The sequence below is a fragment of the Microbispora sp. H10830 genome (assembly GCF_014161375.1).
Taxonomy (GTDB): domain Bacteria; phylum Actinomycetota; class Actinomycetes; order Streptosporangiales; family Streptosporangiaceae; genus Microbispora; species Microbispora catharanthi.
Genome location: NZ_JABBWX010000010.1, coordinates 171,748 through 186,621, shown reverse-complemented (window position 1 = coordinate 186,621; position 14,874 = coordinate 171,748). Strand labels below are relative to the sequence as shown.

The window sequence follows — 14,874 nt, the reverse complement described above, 5'->3', positions numbered from 1 at the left end:
ACCTCAGCCCGAATGCCTCAGCTCGAATACCTCAGCCCGAATACCTCAGCGCAGTGCGGCGATGAGGTCGTCGGCGGCGGCGTAGGGGTCGGTCTCCGCGCCGAGCAACCGCTCGGCGAGCGCGTCGAGGCGGTCACCGTGGAGCACGGCGAAGCGCGACCGGAGCTGGGCCAGCGCGATGGCCTCGATCTCGTCCCGGGCCCTGGCCAGCCGCCGCCTGCGGGCCTCGCCGGACTCCTCCAGGTATGCCTGGTGCTTGTCCAGCGCGGCCAGCAGGTCGTCCGCGCCCTCGCCCTTGGAGGCGACGGTCGTGACGATCGGGGGGCGCCACGGCGTCTCGACGAGGCCCGTCATGTTCCGCAGCTCCCGCACGGTCGTTTGAACGCCGTCGCGGTCGGCCTTGTTCACCACCAGCACGTCGGCGACCTCGAGGATGCCCGCCTTGGCGGCCTGCACGCCGTCGCCCATGCCGGGCGCGAGGATGACGACGGTCGTGTCGGCCAGGCGGGCGATCTCCACCTCGGCCTGCCCGACGCCGACCGTCTCGACGAGGATCACGTCGCACCCGGCGGCCTCCAGCACGCGCAGCGCCTGCGGCGTGGCCCACGCGAGCCCGCCCAGGTGCCCCCGGCTCGACATGCTGCGGATGAAGACGCCGGGGTCGGTCGCGTGGTCCTGCATGCGGACGCGGTCGCCGAGCAGGGCGCCGCCGGTGAACGGGCTGGACGGGTCGACCGCCAGCACCCCCACCGTGCTGCCGCGCCTGCGGAACGCCCGGATGAGCATGCCGGTCGAGGTCGACTTGCCAACGCCGGGAGAGCCGGTCAGGCCGATGACCCTGGCGGGGTGCGGCCGGGCGGCCCCGGTGGCGAGCTCGGCCATCGCCTCGCGCAGCGTGCGGCTCGCCGCCGCGGGCGCCGCCGCGTCTCCCCCGGCGGAACCGGCGGCCTGCGCAGCGTTCTCGGCGTTCGCGGCGTTTTCGACGGCGTTCTCCACCAGCGAGATCAGCCGCGCCACCGCGCGCGGCCGTCCCTGTCGCGCCTGACCGACAAGCTCACGGACGTCCACCTGCGGCTCCGATCAGGCGCCGGGCGCGGGAACCCGGATGATCAGCGCGTCGCCCTGGCCGCCGCCGCCGCACAGGCCGGCCGCGCCGAGGCCGCCGCCGCGCCTCTTCAGCTCATGGGCCAGCGTCAGCACGATCCGGGCGCCGGACGCGCCGATGGGGTGGCCGAGCGCGATGCCGCCGCCGTTGACGTTGACCTTGTCGAGCGGAACGCCGAGCTCCTTCGCCGACTGCAGCACGACCTGGGCGAACGCCTCGTTGATCTCCAGCAGGTCGAGGTCGTCGACGGCCAGCCCCTGCTTGGCCAGCGCCTGCGTGATGGCGTTGGCGGGCTGGGACTGCAGCGAGTTGTCCGGTCCGGCCACGTTGCCGTGCGCGCCGATCTCGGCCAGCCATTCGAGGCCCAGCTCCTCGGCCTTGGCCTTCGACATGACGACCACGGCGACGGCGCCGTCGGAGATCTGCGAGGCCGATCCGGCCGTGATGGTGCCGTCCTTGGTGAATGCCGGGCGCAGCTTCGCCAGGGCCTCGGCCGTGGTGTCCTTGCGGATGCCCTCGTCGGCGGAGAACAGCACCGGGTCACCCTTGCGCTGCGGCAGCGGCACCGGGACGATCTCGTCGTCGAACAGGCCCTTCTCGGTGGCCTCGGCGGCGCGCTGGTGCGACCGCGCCGAGAACTCGTCCTGTTCCTCCCGGGTCAGGCCGAGCCTGGCGTTGTGGCGCTCGGTGGACTCTCCCATCGCGATCTGGTCGAACGCGTCGGTGAGGCCGTCGTAGGCCATCGCGTCCAGGATCCCGGCGCTGCCGTACTTCACGCCCTTGCGCAGACCCGGCAGCAGGTGCGGCGCGTTGGTCATCGACTCCATGCCGCCCGCGACGACGATGTCGAACTCGCCCGCGCGGATGAGCTGGTCGGCCAGCGCGATCGCGTCGAGACCCGACAGGCAGACCTTGTTGATGGTGAGGGAGGGCACGGTCATGGGGATGCCGGCCTTCACCGCCGCCTGGCGCGAGGGAATCTGACCCGCCCCGGCCTGGAGCACCTGCCCCATGATCACGTACTGGACCCGGTCCGGGGAGACGCCCGCCCGCTCCAGCGCCGCTTTGATCGCGATCCCGCCCAGCTCGACGGCGGACAGGTCGGAGAGCGAGCCGAGAAGCCGTCCGATCGGTGTACGTGCTCCGGCGACGATGACGGAACCAGACATTGAGACCCTCCACTACGAGATCGGGGCGACGGTGTCACCATACCCATGAGTAGTAAGGCCGCCCGGAAGCGGGCGGCGGGACGGGAACGGCGAGGGGAGACGGCGATGCTGCTGCGAATCGACCACGTGGGCGTGGCCTGCCACAACCTGGAAGAGAAGATCGAGTTCTACGAGTCCGTCTTCGGCCTGACCGTCGTCAGCCGGGAGGTGAACGAGGAGCAGGGCGTCCGCGAGGCCATGCTGCACGTGGCCGACGGCGACCAGGGCGCGTCGTATGTCCAGCTCCTCGAACCGCTGCACCCCGACACCGCCGTGGGCAGGTTCCTCGCCAAGCGGGGCGAGGGCGTGCATCATATCGGGTACGGCGTGGCGGACGTCACCAAGGCCCTGGAGGAGATCGGGGCGAAGGGCGTGCGCCTGATCGACGAGCGGCCCAGGCATGGGTCGATGGGAGCCTCGATCGCGTTCCTGCATCCGAAGGACGTGGGAGGGGTTCTCACCGAGCTCGTCGAGACGTCCAGGCGCTAGGCAAACGCAAGAAACGTTCATTCGTAACAAGTCGCGCAGAAAGTCGGAGGGGACCTCCAAGGCGGCAGTACCGGAGTACGCTGGCGTACCACCGGACGTGGACGCCAGACCGGCTTCCTCGCCTCGGAACCGACCCCCCGTCCGGCCCCTGTAGCCGTCTCGACAACCAGGATCGAGCCTCATGCAGTCCGACATCGACGCCCAGCTCAACAACTTCTTCGAGGACGCCCCATCTCGCGAATTCGACGTGGTGCTCCGGGGTTATGACCGGCACCAGGTCCACGACCACCTGAAGACCCTCGACACCGAACTGCGTCAGGCCAAGGAACAGGTCAGCGCCCTCCAGCGGGAGCTGTCCGACTCGCAGCGCCAGTTGCAGGAGCAGGAGCGGCCGACGTACTCGGGTCTCGGCGCCCGCATCGAGCAGTTGCTCAGGCTGGCGGAGGAGCAGGCCACCGAGCTCGTCCAGGCGGCCAGGTCGGAGGCGAACGAGATCCGCGCCGCCGCCAAGGTGGACGCCGCCGACCTGCGGGCGGCAGCGGAGAACGAGGCGGCGGAGAAGCGGGCGCTGGCGGCGCGCGAGGCCGAGGAGATGCGCAGCACCGCCGAGCGCGACGCGGAGGAGATCCGGTCGACGGCCAGGCGTGAGTCCGACGAGCTGACCGCCACCACCGAGCGCGAGGTCGCCAAGATCCGCGCCACCGCCGACCACGAGGTCGCGGAGAAGCGGGCGGACGCCGAGCGCGAGATCGCCAAGCTGCGCACCACGACCGAGCGCGAGGTGGCCCAACTGCGGGCCTCGACCAAGCGCGAGCGCGACGAGGTGCTCACCACGGCCAAGCGTCAGGCGGACGAGATGCGGGCCCAGGCGCAGCGGATCCTGGAGGAGTCGGAGGCCAAGCGCGCCCAGGACGAGGCGGAGTTCGAGATCCAGCTCGCCGCACGCCGCGAGGAGGCCGAGCGTCAGGAGGCCGAGCGGCACGCCACCGCCCAGGCCAACACCCAGAAGCTGGTCGCCGAGGCCGAGCAGCGCGCCGCCACCGCCGAGCAGCGGGCCGCCAAGGCCACGCAGCAGGCCGAGCAGACCCGCCGCGAGGCCGACACCCACGCCAAGCAGCTGCTGGCCAACGCCCGCAAGAACGCCGACCAGCTCGTGGCCGACGCCAAGACCAGCGCCGACACGATCGTGACCGAGGCGAAGACCGAGGCCGAGCGCACCCGTACGGCGATGCAGCGCCAGGTGGACGAGCTCACCCGCCAGCGCGACAGCATCACCAGCCACCTCGCCCAGCTCCGTCAGCTGCTCGGCGGCGCCCCGCTGCCGGGCATGGACTCGGAGCCGGCGCCCGTCACCGCGGCCCCGCCGAAGCCGGCCCTGTCGGCTCCGCCGATCGTGGAGAAGCCGGCCGTGCCCGCCACGCCGTCCGTCGAGCCGATCAGCTCCACCAAGAGCGACGACGACGCGGAGTGGTGGCAGGAGTAGTCACTGGCGCATTCGGGGAGTCTGACGGCTGAACGAACGGGGCCCGGCACCGCCGGGCCCCGTTGTCGTGTCCGCGCCCGCTTCCCTGCTTAGTCGAGTCCGTCGACGGACTTGACGAACTCCGCGACGACGCGGTTGAACGCCTCTGGCTGCTCGATGGCGGACAGGTGGCCCGCCTTCTCGATGACGGCGAGCCGTGCCTGCGGGATGGCCTCCGCCATCGCCTGGGCGTCCGGGAGCGGCGACAGCTCGTCCTCGTCGCCGACGACGACCAGCGCCGGAACGGTCAGAGACCGCAACGTGCCGAACGCGTCGGGCCGCGCGGCCATCGCCCGCTGGGCCCACGCGACGGCCGCGGGCGGCGCCGCCTGGACGAGCCCGCGTACGCGCCCGAGAACCATCCCCCTGCGCTCCCTGGTGGTCGCGCCGAGCATCGGGGGCAGCGACTCGGTCACGAGGATGCCCGTGCCGCTCTCCAGGACCGCGGCGGCGATCCGCTCTCTGTTCGCCCGGGCCGGCTCGGGGTCGGCCTGGGCCTTGGTGTCGGCGAGGACGAGGCCGCGTACGCGGTCCGGGTGGCGGCGGCACAGCGCCATCGCCACGTAGCCGCCCATGGACAGGCCGCCGACCACGGCACGGTCGACGCCCTCCTGGTCGAGCAGGTGCACCACGTCGTCGGCCATGAGGTCGATCGAGGGCTCGTCGTCACCGAGCATCGTTCCGCCGAAGCCGCGCAGGTCCGGGGTGATCACCCGGCAGACGGGTGCGAGCCCCTCGCGCTGGGCGAGCCACATCGCGGAGGACAGGGGGAACGCGTGGAGCAGGACGACTGGCAGGCCGCTCCCGGCGGATCGCGAGTAGAGCTGCATCAGGTCACGGTAACGCGCCGCGCGCCCGCCGCCGCCGTTCGTCACCGATTCGCGACCCCAGCCGGCCCGCCCGCCACGCTCAGACCGTGGTCGGCAGCGGCGCGGCGGCCGGGTTCACGCGCTTGACGATCTCGTTCAGCACGATCCGCACGTACGGCTCGCCGACCCACAGGTGCTTGGCCCCCTCCACGCCGACGACCTCCGCCTGCGGCGCCGCCGCGAACCGGCGTGCGGCCTCCTCCGGCCGCAGGTAGTCGTCGTGCTCCGGCACCAGGGCCACCAGAGGGCGGCCGAACTCGCCCCAGGCGACGAGGTCCTTCTCGCCGGCCCGCTTCAGCGGCGGCGACAGCAGGATCGCGCCCCGCACGATCGGGTCGCGGCCCCACTTCAGCGCCAGCTCGGTGCCGAACGACCAGCCGACCAGCCAGGGGTTCGGCAGGTCGTGGAAGTCGGCGTACTCCAGGGCGGCGGCGACGTCCCACCGCTCCCCCTCGCCGCCGTCGAAGGACCCCTGTGAGGTGCCCCGGTCGGAGGTCGTGCCGCGGGTGTTGAAGCGCAGCACCGCGATGTCGGCGAGCGCGGGCAGCCGGTAGGACGCCTTGCGCAGCACGTGGCTGTCCATCATCCCGCCGTGGGTGGGCAGAGGATGCAGGCAGACCAGCGTCGCCACCGGCGGCCGGCTCTCCGGCGACGCCACCTCACCGACGAGAGTGAGCCCGTCGGCCGTCTGCAGCTCGATGTCCTCGCGCCGGGCAGGCAGCACCGTGGACGCCCTGATGTCCATTCCCACTCCGAAAGCTCGTGTCAGTAACGGCTGCGGCCCGGACCCCGGTTGGCCCGGTTGCGCCAGCACGTGGTGTGCCAGTGCCGCCGCTCGTCCTCTCCCCCGGACCAGGCCGGCCAACTCACCACATGCGGCAGCCCGGGCCTGATCTCCTGCTCGCACCCCGGGCACCGGTACGCCTTGCCCTGGGCGGCGCCGGAGACGTTGCGGACGACCCACTCGCCGTCGTGCGCGCTCTCCACGCGGTCCACCCCGGCCACCTGGGGGCCCACCGGCCGTACGGCATGGCCGTCCTGGCGTTCGAACGGGCCGCGGCGGCGGGCACGGCGGGGACTCACGGCGGGCATCCTTCCGGGGGGTTCATGTCAGGCAGAACGGGAGATGACGGCCCATTCTTCCAGCACCGGCTCGGCCGGCGTACGCGCGGATGCCCCGGACGCGGGCCGTGACGAGCCGCCGGACCCGGCGACTCCGAGCGCCCGCGACGTCCATGCCATGCCGGACAGTGTCCCAGAACGCCTCCGGACCTCCGCAACCCCGGTAGGGTTGGCGCACATGCGGCTGGTCATCGCGCGGTGCAGCGTGGATTACGTGGGACGGCTCACCGCCCATCTCCCCATGGCACCTCGGCTCATCCTGATGAAGGCGGACGGAAGCGTGTCGATACACGCCGACGACCGCGCGTTCAAACCCCTGAACTGGATGAACCCTCCCTGCAAGGTCCGCGAGGAGACGATCGACGGGGTTGTCACCTGGTCCGTCGTGCACGGCAAGACCGGTGAGAAGCTCGTGCTGACGATCGAGGAGATCCTGCACGACTCCAGCCACGAGCTGGGCGTCGATCCGGGCCTGCGCAAGGACGGCGTCGAGGCGCACCTGCAGGAACTGCTCGCCGAGCACATCACCACGCTCGGGGACGGCTGGACGCTGGTGCGCAGGGAGTACATGACCGCCATCGGCCCCGTGGACATCCTGTGCCGCGACCACCTCGGCGGCGCGGTCGCCGTCGAGATCAAGCGGCGCGGCGACATCGACGGCGTGGAGCAGCTCACCCGCTACCTCGAACTGCTCAACCGCGACCCGCGCCTGGCTCCGGTCAAGGGGATCTTCGCGGCCCAGGAGATCAAGCCGCAGGCCCGCGTGCTCGCCGCCGACCGCGGCATCGAGTGCGTGACGCTCGACTACGACGCCTTGCGCGGCATCGAGCCGGAGAATCCGACGCTCTTCTGAGCCGGGCGTGTGGCACCCGCCGTTGTCCTCCGAAAGGAGGACAACCGAGTCCACCGGCCGTTGGTGTTCCACGAGCCGTACGGACGCGAATCTTGAGTCATGACGACAGCGGTGAGAGTGCGCGGGCTGGCCAAGCGCTACGGCGACGTGCAGGCGGTCGGCGGCATCGACCTCGACATCCAGGCGGGCGAGGTGTTCGCGATCCTCGGCCCCAACGGGGCCGGGAAGTCCACAACGGTGGAGATCCTGGAGGGCTACCGGCGCCGGGACGCCGGTGAGGTGAGCGTCCTGGGCACCGATCCGGGCCGGCCGACGCGCGAGTGGCGGTCCCGGATCGGCGTGGTGCTCCAGACGGCCAACGACGTGGCCGAGGCGACCGTGCGGGAGACGATCCGGCACTTCGCGGGCTACTACCCGAACCCGGCGGACCCGGACGAGGTGATCGAGCGGGTCGGCCTGACCGATAAGGCGGGCAAGCGGATCAGGCAGCTGTCCGGCGGCCAGCGGCGCCGGATGGACGTGGCGCTGGGCGTGATCGGCAACCCGGAGCTGCTGTTCCTGGACGAGCCGACCACAGGCTTCGACCCGGAGGCGCGCCGCCGGTTCTGGGAGCTGATCCAGGACCTGGCCCACCAGGGGACCACGATCGTGCTGACCACCCACTACCTGGACGAGGCCGAGGCGCTGGCCAACCGGGTGGCGGTGGTGGCCCGCGGCCGGATCGTCGCAGAAGGCACGCCCGCGACCCTGGGCGGACGGGCCACCGCCAAGGCCACGGTCCACTGGGCCGGCGGTTCGGAGGAGACCGACACTCCGACGAAGACCGTGCTGGAGCTGAGCCGCCGCTTCGACGGCGAGATCCCCGGGCTGGCCGTGATCCGCCCCTCCCTGGAGGACGTCTACCTCCGCCTCATCGAGGGCTGAGCCGCCGCCGGGCACAGCCGCCCGCCCGGCGGCGACTCCCCCGGCACACCCGAGGTATACGTACTCCCGCGTAGGACGGGCCCCTTCTTCCCTCCCGCCGGTGGTGGACCCCGCCGGCTCCCCCCATACAGCCGAGGACTGCTGACTGCCATGACCGAAATCGCCGCACCGAGGGCCGCGACGGCCGCCCCCGCCCGAATGCCTTCCACCCTCCGTGTGGGACTGTCCCGGGCGGCCCTGGAGACGAGGATGTTCTTCCGGGAGAAGGACGCGGTCCTGTTCACCTTCTCGTTCCCGATCATCCTGCTGGTGATCTTCGGATCGATCTTCTCCGACCAGATGGAGGGAACCGGGCTGAGCGTCTCCCAGCTCTACGTGGCCGGACTCATCGGCTCGGCCACCATGACCGGTTTCCAGAACCTCGGCATCGGCATCGCCATGGACCGGGAGGACGGCACGCTGAAGCGGCTGGCCGGGACGCCGATGCCGCCCGCGGCGTACTTCATCGGCAAGGCGCTGAACACGCTGCTCGTGTCCTTCCTCCAGGTGGCCATCCTGCTGGCCATCGGGGTGGCGATGTTCGACCTGGAGCTGCCCTCCGCCGCGTCGAGCTGGCTGACCTTCGCCTGGGTGTTCGTGCTCGGAGTGCTGGGGTCGTCGCTGCTCGGCGTCGCGGTCAGCAGCCTGCCCAGATCCGGCAAGAGCGCGGCCGCGGTGATCACGATGCCGTTCGTGGTGCTGCAGTTCATCTCGGGGGTGTTCATCCCGCTCAGCCAGCTTCCCGACACACTGGCGCGGATCGCCTCGTTCTTCCCGCTCAAGTGGATGTGCCAGGGTTTCCGGTCGGTCTTCCTCGGTGACGCCGGTGCCACACTGGAGCTCGCCAAATCGTACGAACTCGGCCGGGTCGCCCTCGTCCTGGGCGCCTGGCTCGTTGGAGGGCTGGTGCTGTGCCTGACGACCTTCCGCTGGAAGGGACGGCGCGACGGTTGAGCGGACCGGCGGATGGGCCGCACCGCCGCGCGCGGCCCGTCCGCCTGTTCACCCGTCAGCGCCCGGACCCGGCCGGGCCGCATGTATGGCACCGGCGGCTCGGCTGGGAGCTGCTGCTCGCCGCCTCGACCCTGCTCCCGGCCGTGTTCATCGCGATGGAGGACCTTCCCCCGTGGCAGCGGATCCTCGCCGCCGGGTCGCTGGCCGCGATCCCCCTGCTCTACGTGTTGTTCGGCCGGCCCGCGATCAGGAACGGCGACCGGCGCCGGGGCGTCGTCTACATCGTCCTGCTCGTCGCGTTGTTCACCCCGGCCGTGCTCATCGAGCCATCGGCGTCGATAGCGCTCTTCGGGCTCTGCTCGCAGTGCTTCATGGTGCTGCGAGCGCGCTGGGCGATCGTCGGCCTGATCACGCTGAACCTGCCCCTGGTGGTGCGCTACCTGGTCCAGGAAGACCAGCGGAGCTCGTTCAACTTCCTGACCATCATCACCACTGTGATCTTCTTTTCCTCGCTCTTCGGCATCTGGATGGAGCGGATCATGGAGCAGAGCGAGGAGCGGGCCACGCTCATCCAGGAACTGGAGGCCCAGCGGGCCGAGGTGGCCCGGCTCTCGGCCGAGCACGGAGCCATGGCCGAGCGGGAGCGCCTGGCCGGGGAGATCCACGACACCCTGGCTCAAGGGTTCACCAGCATCATCATGCTGCTCCAGGCGGCCGAGGCGCAGCCGGACCCGTCCCGCCACCTGGCGCTGGCCGTACGGACCGCGCGGGAGAACCTGGCCGAGGCCCGAGCCCTGATCAGCGCACTCAGCCCGGCCCCTCTCGACGGCCCGAGCCTGGACGAGGCGTTGCGCCGGCTGACCGACCGGCTCGGTGAGGAGACCGGGATCGTCACGGGCTTCTCCGTCACCGGCGAGCCGCGGCCGCTGCCCCGCCCGGCGGAGGTCGTGCTGCTCCGGGCGACCCAGGAGGCCCTGGCCAACGTACGCAGGCACGCGGAGGCGGGCCGGGCCGAGGTCACGGTGGCCTACCGGCCGGAGTCGGTCGCCCTGGAGGTCCGCGACGACGGGCGCGGCTTCGACCCCGCGGCCACCGGCGGGTACGGCCTGCGCGGGATGCGCGCTCGCGTCGAGCAGGCCGGCGGTTCCGTGACGGTGACGAGCTCGCCCGGCGCGGGCACCCTCCTGAAGGTCGCCCTGCCGACCGGCCCGGCCCGTCCCGGCGCCACTCACCCCGACGCCACTCACCCCGGCGCCACTCACCCCGGGGCGACGGCGACCGCGGCGGCCGCCGTGGGACCGGCCTCCGTCCCTCCCGCCCGTACGGCGCCTGCCGTGGTAAGAGCCGACGCCCACCCCACCGAGTCCGGAGTGTGACCCGATGCTGCGCCTGATGATCGTCGACGACCACCCCGTTGTGCGCGAAGGACTGCGCGGCATGCTGGAGTCCGACCCCGGGATCACGGTGGTGGGCGAGGCGGCCTCGGGAGACGAGGCGGTGGTCCGGGCCCGGGAGCTCACACCCGACGTGATCCTGATGGACCTGCGGATGCCGGGCGGCGACGGGGTGAGCGCGACCACCCGCATCCTGGCGGATCGGCCGGAGAGCCGGGTGATCGTGCTGACCACCTACGAGGCCGACCAGGACATCGTGCGCGCGGTCGAGGCCGGGGCCGCCGGCTACCTGCTGAAAGACACCTCCCGGGCGGATCTGCTGGCCGCGATCGTCTCGGCGGCGCGGGGCGAGACGGTGCTGTCGCCGTCCGTGGCGACCCGGCTGGTGACCCGGATGCGGGCGCCGGCGACCGAGACGCTGTCCCGGCGTGAGACGGAGGTGCTCGCCCTGGTCGCGCGGGGGCTGACCAACGCCGAGATCGGCAAGGCGTTGTTCATCAGTGAGACCACGGTGAAGACGCATCTGCTGCGGGTCTTCACGAAACTCGGCGTCTCCGACCGCACCGCCGCGGTGACGACCGCCCTGGCGCGCGGGCTGCTGTAATTGCCGATGCAATTGCAGCAAGGTCTGTGTATCTCAATTGGTAAGCGTGCTGACCTCTTGACGGCCTTGTCAAGCTAATGACCGTCTTTGGCATAGCCCGAAAGTGCTTATTTCTCAGCACTTCCGCAAAAAGGATCTTGCGTTCATAATGGGGACTTCTGGGGGGACCATGACAGGGTGAGGTGAAAAGTGGCGGGACGGGACTATCGGGGGATGTCGGCTGCCGAAAGGCTTGCAGACAGGAGGGAAAGGCTCATATCGGCCGCATACACCCTGTTCGCCCAACCCGGCTTCCACGCCACCACCATCGAGAGGCTGTGCGCGACCGCGCGCATCTCCAATCGCGCCTTCTACGAATGCTTCTCCAGCCGTGAGGACCTGATGCGCGCGGTTTACGAGCGGTGCATCGAGGAGACCCTCGCGTCGGTCACCGAGGCCATCGACACGGCCCCGCCCACGCTCGACGACCGGATCGTCGCCGGCATCGCCGAATACATCCGCTTCGTCACCAAGGACGTGCGGCGCGCCCGTCTGATGCACCTGGAGGTACGGCGGGCGGGCAACGTGCTCAGCGGCGCCCGCCAGCAGGCGGTGGCGTCGTTCACCAAGGTCATAGAGTCCTCGGCGCGGGGCGCGGCCCGCATGCCTCCCCTCGACCTCCACCTGCTTGCTCTCGGCCTCATCGGCGCCATCACCGAGTTACTCATCGAGTGGGTGATGACCGAACCGTCCCCACCCACCGAGCAGCTGATCGAGACCGCCGTGTACATCTTCCGCCGCACCTTCTCCTCCGACGGTCCCCTGGCCGCCTCCCCCCAGTGACCCGTGACGGCCTCCGCCCGATGAAGCAGGGCGCACGGCTACGCTGAGCGGCATGACCCGAGCCGACAACGACAAGCCGGTCGTCCTTTCCAAGATCTACACGAAGACGGGCGACGACGGCACGACCGCACTGGGCGACATGAGCCGCACCCGCAAGACCGACCCCCGCCTGGCCGCCTACGCGGACGTGGAGGAGGCCAACGCCGCCATCGGCGTCGCTCTCGCCACAGGCGGCCTGTCCGAGGACGTCACGGCCGTCCTGAGCCGGGTGCAGAACGAGTTGTTCGACGTCGGCGCCGACCTGTGCACCCCGGTCGTCGAGAACCTGGAATTTCCGCCGCTGCGGGTCGAGGAGCCGTACGTCGCCTGGCTGGAGGAGCAGTGCGACCGGTTCAACGCGGAGCTGAAGCCGCTGCGCAGCTTCATCCTGCCCGGCGGCGCACCCGCCACGGCCTTCCTCCACCTCGCCCGCACGGTCGTACGGCGGGCCGAGCGCTCGGCCTGGGCGGCGCTGGAGGCGCACGACGACGTGAACCCCCTGACGGCCACATACCTGAACCGCCTGTCCGACCTGATGTTCATCCTCTGCCGTGTGGCCTCCGCCGGCGACGAGATCCTCTGGAGGCCCGGCGCCACCCGCTGAGCGTCACGCGGCGTCGAGGTGGGCGCTGGGCGGGGCGGACTCCAGCCAGGCGAGGAAGCCGGTGAGGGCGTCCTCGCTCATCGCGAGGGACAGCGGGCCGCGCTCTGCGGAGCAGACGACGGTCCAGTAGCCGGCGGGGCCCTCACCCGTGTCGAGCATCCTCCGGCTGGAAACGGTGAGGCCGCGCCTCGCGATCGCGTGGCGCGGCCTCAGGCCGACTCCCAGGAACGGGATCCAGTGGAGCTCTCCCCCTGCGTAGCGGGCGACCCCGCTCTTCCAGCCCCCCTGGCCGTCCCGTACTCGGCAGACGATCGTGCCCCGGGCCCGTGCCAGGACGAAGCCCCGGATGACGAGGAGCGCGGCCACGGCGAAGACGCCCGTGAGTATCCCAAGCGCCGCCACTGGCCGCCCTCCTCCTGTCGCGTCAGACCTCTTCGCCGGCCGCCCGCAGCCGGGCAGCCGCACGCTTGGCCTGCAGTCGTGCGTCCGCGTCCTCCTGGTCGGCCTCGATCGAGGCCTGAGCACGCTGCAGCGCGTCCTTGGCCCGCGCGACGTCGACCTCGGAGCCGAGCTCGGCCGCCTCCGCCAGGATCGACACGTCGTTGTCGGCGACGGAGATGAATCCGCCGTGCACCGCGGCCACGAGGTCGCCTTCGTCGCCGCGCTTGACGCGCAGCACCCCGCCCTCGACGAGGACACCGAGAACGGGAGCGTGGTTCGGCATAATACCGATCTCGCCGTCCACGGTCTTGGCAATGACCATGTCGGCCTCGCCCGTCCAGATCTCACGTTCCGGCGACACGACGCCCACGCGAAGCTTTGCCACTTCTCAGCTCCCTTTCGACGGACGCCTGTACGGCGCGGCCGCGGCCGTGCCGTACAGGCGTCGACGGCGTCCTAGCGCTCGAGTTCCTTCGCCTTGGCGATGGCCTGCTCGATGCCGCCCACCATGAAGAATGCCTGCTCGGGCAGGTGGTCGTACTCGCCGGCGCACAGGCCCTTGAACGAGGCGATGGTCTCGTCCAGCGGCACGAACTCGCCCGGCTGGCCGGTGAACGCCTCGGCGGCGTACATCGGGTGGGACAGGAACCGCTCGATGCGGCGCGCCCGCTGAACGGTGACCTTGTCCTCTTCGGAGAGCTCGTCGATGCCCAGGATGGCGATGATGTCCTGCAGCTCCTTGTACTTCTGCAGGATTCGCTTGGTCTCCTGGGCGACCGCGTAGTGCTCCTCACCGATGATCTGCGGGTCGAGGATCCGCGAGGAGGAGTCGAGCGGGTCCACCGCGGGGTAGATGCCCTTCTCCGAGATCGGCCGGGACAGAACGGTCTGCGCGTCGAGGTGCGCGAACGCGTTGTGCGGCGCCGGGTCGGTGATGTCGTCCGCGGGCACGTAGATCGCCTGCATGGAGGTGATCGAGTGACCGCGGGTGGAGGTGATGCGCTCCTGGAGCACACCCATCTCGTCGGCGAGGGTCGGCTGGTAACCCACGGCGGACGGCATGCGGCCGAGCAGCGTGGACACCTCGGAACCCGCCTGGGTGAAACGGAAGATGTTGTCGATGAACAGCAGCACGTCCTGCTTCTGCACGTCGCGGAAGTACTCCGCCATGGTCAGAGCGGACAGCGCCACCCGCAGACGGGTGCCCGGGGGCTCGTCCATCTGGCCGAAGACGAGCGCGGTGTCCTTGAGGACGTCCGCCTCCTCCATCTCCAGCCACAGGTCGTTGCCCTCACGGGTGCGCTCGCCGACGCCCGCGAACACCGAGGTGCCCGAGAACTTCAGCGCGACGCGGCGGATCATCTCCTGGATCAGAACGGTCTTGCCGACGCCCGCGCCGCCGAACAGACCGATCTTGCCGCCCTTCACGTACGGCGTGAGCAGGTCGATGACCTTGATGCCGGTGGGCAGCATCTCCGTACGGGCCTCGAGCTGGTCGAACGCCGGGGCCGGACGGTGGATCGGCCACCGCTCGTTGACCTCGATGGAGGCCTTGGGCGCGTCCAGCGGCTCGCCCAGCGCGTTCCACACGTGGCCCTTGACCGCGTCGCCGACCGGCACCGAGATCGCGGCGCCCGTGTCGGTGACGGCAGCGCCGCGGACCAGACCGTCGGTGGGCTGCATGGAGATGGCCCTGACGATGTTGTCGCCGAGGTGCTGCGCGACCTCCAGCGTCAGGATCTTGGTCTCGCCGCCGAGCTCGACGTCGACGGTGAGCGCGTTGTAGATGTCCGGCATGGCCTCGACGGGGAACTCCACGTCGACGACCGGACCGGTGACGCGGGCGACACGGCCCACGGTGGTCTCAACAGTCTGTGCGGTCATT

At 70.9% G+C, this 14,874-nt stretch carries 17 protein-coding genes; 9 read left to right on the top strand and 8 right to left on the bottom strand.

Annotated elements, in window-relative coordinates:
• Window positions 1-45 precede the first annotated feature (45 nt).
• Together meaB and HHX35_RS25155 are read right to left on the bottom strand one after the other, a co-directional pair.
• The gene (gene meaB / locus HHX35_RS25160; protein ID WP_182901194.1) at window positions 46-1,068 is read right to left on the bottom strand and encodes a methylmalonyl Co-A mutase-associated GTPase MeaB; all 1,023 of its coding nucleotides are present in this window, start codon (window positions 1,066-1,068) and stop codon (window positions 46-48) included.
• A gap of 12 nt (window positions 1,069-1,080) precedes the next feature.
• Window positions 1,081-2,274, bottom strand: a complete 1,194-nt coding sequence (locus tag HHX35_RS25155; RefSeq protein WP_182901193.1) for an acetyl-CoA C-acetyltransferase — start codon at window positions 2,272-2,274, stop codon at window positions 1,081-1,083.
• A gap of 105 nt (window positions 2,275-2,379) precedes the next feature.
• Between HHX35_RS25155 and mce the strand changes: the two genes are divergently transcribed.
• Window positions 2,380-2,802: a methylmalonyl-CoA epimerase gene (gene mce / locus HHX35_RS25150; protein ID WP_139575889.1), complete on the top strand. Its 423-nt coding sequence runs from the start codon at window positions 2,380-2,382 to the stop codon at window positions 2,800-2,802.
• A gap of 181 nt (window positions 2,803-2,983) precedes the next feature.
• Entirely contained in the window at window positions 2,984-4,285 is a 1,302-nt protein-coding gene (locus HHX35_RS25145; protein ID WP_182901192.1) for a DivIVA domain-containing protein, read from the top strand.
• A gap of 89 nt (window positions 4,286-4,374) precedes the next feature.
• Here the strand turns inward: HHX35_RS25145 and HHX35_RS25140 are convergent, their stop codons facing one another.
• From HHX35_RS25140 to HHX35_RS25130, 3 genes are all read right to left on the bottom strand, one after another.
• On the bottom strand, window positions 4,375-5,154 hold the full coding sequence (locus HHX35_RS25140) for an alpha/beta fold hydrolase (RefSeq protein WP_182901191.1): 780 nt from the start codon (window positions 5,152-5,154) through the stop codon (window positions 4,375-4,377).
• Window positions 5,155-5,233: 79 nt separating this feature from the next.
• Window positions 5,234-5,938, bottom strand: coding sequence for an alpha/beta hydrolase (locus tag HHX35_RS25135; protein ID WP_182901190.1), 705 nt, complete (start codon window positions 5,936-5,938; stop codon window positions 5,234-5,236).
• Window positions 5,939-5,958: 20 nt separating this feature from the next.
• Complete coding sequence (locus tag HHX35_RS25130; RefSeq protein WP_220505850.1) at window positions 5,959-6,285, bottom strand: ATP/GTP-binding protein; 327 nt, start codon at window positions 6,283-6,285, stop codon at window positions 5,959-5,961.
• Window positions 6,286-6,493: 208 nt separating this feature from the next.
• Between HHX35_RS25130 and nucS the strand changes: the two genes are divergently transcribed.
• The 7 genes from nucS (at window position 6,494) to HHX35_RS25095 (ending at window position 12,548) form a co-directional block, all read left to right on the top strand.
• On the top strand, window positions 6,494-7,168 hold the full coding sequence (nucS, locus tag HHX35_RS25125; protein ID WP_139575885.1) for an endonuclease NucS: 675 nt from the start codon (window positions 6,494-6,496) through the stop codon (window positions 7,166-7,168).
• 99 nt (window positions 7,169-7,267) lie between these two features.
• Window positions 7,268-8,092, top strand: a complete 825-nt coding sequence (locus HHX35_RS25120) for an ABC transporter ATP-binding protein (protein ID WP_182901188.1) — start codon at window positions 7,268-7,270, stop codon at window positions 8,090-8,092.
• A gap of 150 nt (window positions 8,093-8,242) precedes the next feature.
• Complete coding sequence (locus HHX35_RS25115) at window positions 8,243-9,085, top strand: ABC transporter permease (RefSeq protein ID WP_182901187.1); 843 nt, start codon at window positions 8,243-8,245, stop codon at window positions 9,083-9,085.
• Window positions 9,043-10,461, top strand: coding sequence for a sensor histidine kinase (locus tag HHX35_RS44750; protein WP_182901186.1), 1,419 nt, complete (start codon window positions 9,043-9,045; stop codon window positions 10,459-10,461). Before HHX35_RS25115 ends, HHX35_RS44750 begins: the two co-directional genes overlap by 43 nt.
• Before the next feature lie 4 nt (window positions 10,462-10,465).
• Complete coding sequence (locus tag HHX35_RS25105; protein ID WP_182901185.1) at window positions 10,466-11,083, top strand: response regulator transcription factor; 618 nt, start codon at window positions 10,466-10,468, stop codon at window positions 11,081-11,083.
• 213 nt (window positions 11,084-11,296) lie between these two features.
• Entirely contained in the window at window positions 11,297-11,905 is a 609-nt protein-coding gene (locus tag HHX35_RS25100) for a TetR/AcrR family transcriptional regulator (RefSeq protein ID WP_182901184.1), read from the top strand.
• A 52-nt stretch (window positions 11,906-11,957) separates the two neighbouring features.
• Window positions 11,958-12,548, top strand: a complete 591-nt coding sequence (locus HHX35_RS25095; protein WP_182901183.1) for a cob(I)yrinic acid a,c-diamide adenosyltransferase — start codon at window positions 11,958-11,960, stop codon at window positions 12,546-12,548.
• A 3-nt stretch (window positions 12,549-12,551) separates the two neighbouring features.
• Here HHX35_RS25095 and HHX35_RS25090 read toward each other — a convergent pair whose 3' ends face one another.
• The 3 genes from HHX35_RS25090 to atpD all read right to left on the bottom strand — a co-directional run bounded on the left by HHX35_RS25090 (window position 12,552) and on the right by atpD (window position 14,873).
• The gene (locus HHX35_RS25090; RefSeq protein WP_182901182.1) at window positions 12,552-12,950 is read right to left on the bottom strand and encodes a DUF2550 domain-containing protein; all 399 of its coding nucleotides are present in this window, start codon (window positions 12,948-12,950) and stop codon (window positions 12,552-12,554) included.
• Window positions 12,951-12,972: 22 nt separating this feature from the next.
• Window positions 12,973-13,374 (bottom strand): F0F1 ATP synthase subunit epsilon, encoded by a 402-nt coding sequence (locus HHX35_RS25085; protein WP_079320504.1) that lies wholly within the window; start codon window positions 13,372-13,374, stop codon window positions 12,973-12,975.
• A 71-nt stretch (window positions 13,375-13,445) separates the two neighbouring features.
• Window positions 13,446-14,873: a F0F1 ATP synthase subunit beta gene (gene atpD / locus HHX35_RS25080; RefSeq protein WP_182901181.1), complete on the bottom strand. Its 1,428-nt coding sequence runs from the start codon at window positions 14,871-14,873 to the stop codon at window positions 13,446-13,448.
• Window position 14,874 lies beyond the last annotated feature (1 nt).

Bases quoted from the DNA above. Each gene is read 5' to 3' on its own strand.
- HHX35_RS25155 (WP_182901193.1), bottom strand. From the start codon at position 2,274: ATGTCTGGTTCCGTCATCGTCGCCGGAGCACGTACACCGATCGGACGG.
- mce (WP_139575889.1), top strand. From the start codon at position 2,380: ATGCTGCTGCGAATCGACCACGTGGGCGTGGCCTGCCACAACCTGGAA.
- HHX35_RS25145 (WP_182901192.1), top strand. From the start codon at position 2,984: ATGCAGTCCGACATCGACGCCCAGCTCAACAACTTCTTCGAGGACGCC.
- HHX35_RS25140 (WP_182901191.1), bottom strand. From the start codon at position 5,154: ATGCAGCTCTACTCGCGATCCGCCGGGAGCGGCCTGCCAGTCGTCCTG.
- HHX35_RS25135 (WP_182901190.1), bottom strand. From the start codon at position 5,938: ATGGACATCAGGGCGTCCACGGTGCTGCCTGCCCGGCGCGAGGACATC.
- HHX35_RS25130 (WP_220505850.1), bottom strand. From the start codon at position 6,285: ATGCCCGCCGTGAGTCCCCGCCGTGCCCGCCGCCGCGGCCCGTTCGAA.
- nucS (WP_139575885.1), top strand. From the start codon at position 6,494: ATGCGGCTGGTCATCGCGCGGTGCAGCGTGGATTACGTGGGACGGCTC.
- HHX35_RS25120 (WP_182901188.1), top strand. From the start codon at position 7,268: ATGACGACAGCGGTGAGAGTGCGCGGGCTGGCCAAGCGCTACGGCGAC.
- HHX35_RS25115 (WP_182901187.1), top strand. From the start codon at position 8,243: ATGACCGAAATCGCCGCACCGAGGGCCGCGACGGCCGCCCCCGCCCGA.
- HHX35_RS25105 (WP_182901185.1), top strand. From the start codon at position 10,466: ATGCTGCGCCTGATGATCGTCGACGACCACCCCGTTGTGCGCGAAGGA.
- HHX35_RS25100 (WP_182901184.1), top strand. From the start codon at position 11,297: ATGTCGGCTGCCGAAAGGCTTGCAGACAGGAGGGAAAGGCTCATATCG.
- HHX35_RS25095 (WP_182901183.1), top strand. From the start codon at position 11,958: ATGACCCGAGCCGACAACGACAAGCCGGTCGTCCTTTCCAAGATCTAC.
- atpD (WP_182901181.1), bottom strand. From the start codon at position 14,873: ATGACCGCACAGACTGTTGAGACCACCGTGGGCCGTGTCGCCCGCGTC.